Source organism: Streptococcus infantis ATCC 700779, from assembly GCF_000187465.1.
Classification (GTDB): Bacteria; Bacillota; Bacilli; order Lactobacillales; family Streptococcaceae; genus Streptococcus; species Streptococcus infantis.
This window is the reverse complement of sequence record NZ_GL732443.1, coordinates 1-4,884: the sequence shown is the minus strand read 5'-3', so window position 1 is coordinate 4,884 and position 4,884 is coordinate 1. Positions and strand designations below refer to the sequence as shown.

Here is a 4,884-nt window from a genome sequence, read left to right as displayed (position 1 = left end):
GTGTTCGGCATGGGTACAGGTGTATCTCCTAGGCTATCGTCACTTAACTCTGAGTAATACCTACTCAAAATTGAATATCTATCAAATTACAAGAAAACCTTCGCTTTCGTATTCTCAGTTACTTTGGATAAGTCCTCGAGCTATTAGTATTAGTCCGCTACATGTGTCGCCACACTTCCACTTCTAACCTATCTACCTGATCATCTCTCAGGGCTCTTACTGATATAAAATCATGGGAAATCTCATCTTGAGGTGGGTTTCACACTTAGATGCTTTCAGCGTTTATCCCTTCCCTACATAGCTACCCAGCGATGCCTTTGGCAAGACAACTGGTACACCAGCGGTAAGTCCACTCTGGTCCTCTCGTACTAGGAGCAGATCCTCTCAAATTTCCTACGCCCGCGACGGATAGGGACCGAACTGTCTCACGACGTTCTGAACCCAGCTCGCGTGCCGCTTTAATGGGCGAACAGCCCAACCCTTGGGACCGACTACAGCCCCAGGATGCGACGAGCCGACATCGAGGTGCCAAACCTCCCCGTCGATGTGAACTCTTGGGGGAGATAAGCCTGTTATCCCCAGGGTAGCTTTTATCCGTTGAGCGATGGCCCTTCCATACGGAACCACCGGATCACTAAGCCCGACTTTCGTCCCTGCTCGAGTTGTAGCTCTCGCAGTCAAGCTCCCTTATACCTTTACACTCTGCGAATGATTTCCAACCATTCTGAGGGAACCTTTGGGCGCCTCCGTTACCTTTTAGGAGGCGACCGCCCCAGTCAAACTGCCCGTCAGACACTGTCTCCGATAGGGATCACCTATCCGGGTTAGAGTGGCCATAACACAAGGGTAGTATCCCAACATCGTCTCCTTCGAAACTGGCGTCCCGATCTCATAGACTCCTACCTATCCTGTACATGTGGTACAGACACTCAATATCAAACTGCAGTAAAGCTCCATGGGGTCTTTCCGTCCTGTCGCGGGTAACCTGCATCTTCACAGGTACTAAAATTTCACCGAGTCTCTCGTTGAGACAGTGCCCAAATCATTACGCCTTTCGTGCGGGTCGGAACTTACCCGACAAGGAATTTCGCTACCTTAGGACCGTTATAGTTACGGCCGCCGTTTACTGGGGCTTCAATTCATACCTTCGGATTACTCCTAAGCACTCCTCTTAACCTTCCAGCACCGGGCAGGCGTCACCCCCTATACATCATCTTACGATTTAGCAGAGAGCTGTGTTTTTGATAAACAGTTGCTTGGGCCTATTCACTGCGGCTGACGTAAAGTCAGCACCCCTTCTCCCGAAGTTACGGGGTCATTTTGCCGAGTTCCTTAACGAGAGTTCTCTCGCTCACCTGAGGCTACTCGCCTCGACTACCTGTGTCGGTTTGCGGTACGGGTAGAGTATGTTTAAACGCTAGAAGCTTTTCTTGGCAGTGTGACGTCACTAACTTCGCTACTAAACTTCGCTCCCCATCACAGCTCAATGTTATAGAATTAAGCATTTAACTCAATTCACACCTCACTGCTTAGACAGACACTTCCAATCGTCTGCTTTAGTTAGCCTACTGCGTCCCTCCATCACTACATACTCTAGTACAGGAATATCAACCTGTTGTCCATCGGATACACCTTTCGGTCTCTCCTTAGGTCCCGACTAACCCAGGGCGGACGAGCCTTCCCCTGGAAACCTTAGTCTTACGGTGGACAGGATTCTCACCTGTCTTTCGCTACTCATACCGGCATTCTCACTTCTATGCGTTCCAGCGCTCCTCACGGTACACCTTCTCCACACATAGAACGCTCTCCTACCATACCTATAAAGGTATCCACAGCTTCGGTAAATTGTTTTAGCCCCGGTACATTTTCGGCGCAGGGTCACTCGACTAGTGAGCTATTACGCACTCTTTGAATGAATAGCTGCTTCTAAGCTAACATCCTAGTTGTCTGTGCAACCCCACATCCTTTTCCACTTAACAATTATTTTGGGACCTTAGCTGGTGGTCTGGGCTGTTTCCCTTTCGACTACGGATCTTAGCACTCGCAGTCTGACTGCCGACCATAATTCATTGGCATTCGGAGTTTATCTGAGATTGGTAATCCGAGATGGACCCCTCACCCAAACAGTGCTCTACCTCCAAGAATCTTAATGTCGACGCTAGCCCTAAAGCTATTTCGGAGAGAACCAGCTATCTCCAAGTTCGTTTGGAATTTCTCCGCTACCCACAAGTCATCCAAGCACTTTTCAACGTGCCCTGGTTCGGTCCTCCAGTGCGTCTTACCGCACCTTCAACCTGCTCATGGGTAGGTCACATGGTTTCGGGTCTACGACATAATACTAAAGCGCCCTATTCAGACTCGGTTTCCCTACGGCTCCGTCTCTTCAACTTAACCTCGCATCATATCGTAACTCGCCGGTTCATTCTACAAAAGGCACGCTCTCACCCATTAACGGGCTCGAACTTGTTGTAGGCACACGGTTTCAGGTTCTATTTCACTCCCCTCCCGGGGTGCTTTTCACCTTTCCCTCACGGTACTGGTTCACTATCGGTCACTAGGGAGTATTTAGGGTTGGGAGATGGTCCTCCCAGATTCCGACGAGATTTCACGTGTCTCGCCGTACTCAGGATACTGCTAGGTACAAAGACTATTTTAAATACGAGGCTCTCACTCTCTTTGGCTGACCTTCCCATGTCATTCTTCTATAGTCTTTGAGTCCACATTACAGTCCTACAACCCCGAAGAGTAAACTCTTCGGTTTGCCCTCCTGCCGTTTCGCTCGCCGCTACTAAGGCAATCGCTTTTGCTTTCTCTTCCTGCAGCTACTTAGATGTTTCAGTTCACTGCGTCTTCCTCCTCATATCCTTAACAGATATGGGTAACAGGTAGTACCTGTTGGGTTCCCCCATTCGGAAATCCCTGGATCATCGCTTACTTACAGCTACCCAAGGCATATCGTCGTTTGTCACGTCCTTCTTCGGCTCCTAGTGCCAAGGCATCCACCGTGCGCCCTTATTAACTTAACCTTACTTTTTTGACCTTTCAGTCATAAACTCTTATTAATACTACAGCGTTTTCGGTTTATTTTCTTGTTACTATTTGATATAGATATTCAATTTTCAATGTGCATTACTTGGTGATCTCTCACCAATGGAGCCTAGCGGGATCGAACCGCTGACCTCCTGCGTGCAAAGCAGGCGCTCTCCCAGCTGAGCTAAGGCCCCACAAGACCTCTCAAGACTAAACAAGACCAATGTGCATTCCTTATCCTTAGAAAGGAGGTGATCCAGCCGCACCTTCCGATACGGCTACCTTGTTACGACTTCACCCCAATCATCTATCCCACCTTAGGCGGCTGGCTCCAAATGGTTACCTCACCGACTTCGGGTGTTACAAACTCTCGTGGTGTGACGGGCGGTGTGTACAAGGCCCGGGAACGTATTCACCGCGGCGTGCTGATCCGCGATTACTAGCGATTCCGACTTCATGTAGGCGAGTTGCAGCCTACAATCCGAACTGAGATTGGCTTTAAGAGATTAGCTTGCCGTCACCGGCTTGCGACTCGTTGTACCAACCATTGTAGCACGTGTGTAGCCCAGGTCATAAGGGGCATGATGATTTGACGTCATCCCCACCTTCCTCCGGTTTATTACCGGCAGTCTCGCTAGAGTGCCCAACTAAATGATGGCAACTAACAATAGGGGTTGCGCTCGTTGCGGGACTTAACCCAACATCTCACGACACGAGCTGACGACAACCATGCACCACCTGTCACCTCTGTCCCGAAGGAAAACTCTATCTCTAGAGCGGTCAGAGGGATGTCAAGACCTGGTAAGGTTCTTCGCGTTGCTTCGAATTAAACCACATGCTCCACCGCTTGTGCGGGCCCCCGTCAATTCCTTTGAGTTTCAACCTTGCGGTCGTACTCCCCAGGCGGAGTGCTTAATGCGTTAGCTTCGGCACTAAACCCCGGAAAGGGTCTAACACCTAGCACTCATCGTTTACGGCGTGGACTACCAGGGTATCTAATCCTGTTTGCTCCCCACGCTTTCGAGCCTCAGCGTCAGTTACAAGCCAGAGAGCCGCTTTCGCCACCGGTGTTCCTCCATATATCTACGCATTTCACCGCTACACATGGAATTCCACTCTCCCCTCTTGCACTCAAGTTAAACAGTTTCCAAAGCGTACTATGGTTAAGCCACAGCCTTTAACTTCAGACTTATCTAACCGCCTGCGCTCGCTTTACGCCCAATAAATCCGGACAACGCTCGGGACCTACGTATTACCGCGGCTGCTGGCACGTAGTTAGCCGTCCCTTTCTGGTAAGATACCGTCACAGTGTGAACTTTCCACTCTCACACTCGTTCTTCTCTTACAACAGAGCTTTACGATCCGAAAACCTTCTTCACTCACGCGGCGTTGCTCGGTCAGACTTCCGTCCATTGCCGAAGATTCCCTACTGCTGCCTCCCGTAGGAGTCTGGGCCGTGTCTCAGTCCCAGTGTGGCCGATCACCCTCTCAGGTCGGCTATGTATCGTTGCCTTGGTGAGCCGTTACCTCACCAACTAGCTAATACAACGCAGGTCCATCTGGTAGTGGTGCAATTGCACCTTTCAAGCAGCTATCATGCGATATCTACTGTTATGCGGTATTAGCTATCGTTTCCAATAGTTATCCCCCGCTACCAGGCAGGTTACCTACGCGTTACTCACCCGTTCGCAACTCATCCAGAAGAGCAAGCTCCTCCTTCAGCGTTCTACTTGCATGTATTAGGCACGCCGCCAGCGTTCGTCCTGAGCCAGGATCAAACTCTCATTAAAAGTTTGAGTTCTCACTCATTTCTGTCACTGACAGATTTATTGTTTTTTTCATTGTTCAGTACTA

General features: G+C 49.8%; 1 tRNA gene and 2 rRNA genes. All 3 read right to left on the bottom strand.

Annotated elements, in window-relative coordinates:
* Positions 1-123: 123 nt before the first annotated feature.
* Positions 124-3,026 (bottom strand): 23S ribosomal RNA (locus HMPREF9423_RS11660).
* A gap of 125 nt (positions 3,027-3,151) precedes the next feature.
* A tRNA-Ala gene (locus HMPREF9423_RS11655) sits at positions 3,152-3,224 on the bottom strand.
* A gap of 50 nt (positions 3,225-3,274) precedes the next feature.
* Positions 3,275-4,820, bottom strand: a 16S ribosomal RNA gene (locus HMPREF9423_RS11650).
* The 16S and 23S rRNA genes sit together here with 1 tRNA gene alongside, the layout of an rRNA operon.
* Between the last annotated feature and the right edge of the window lie 64 nt (positions 4,821-4,884).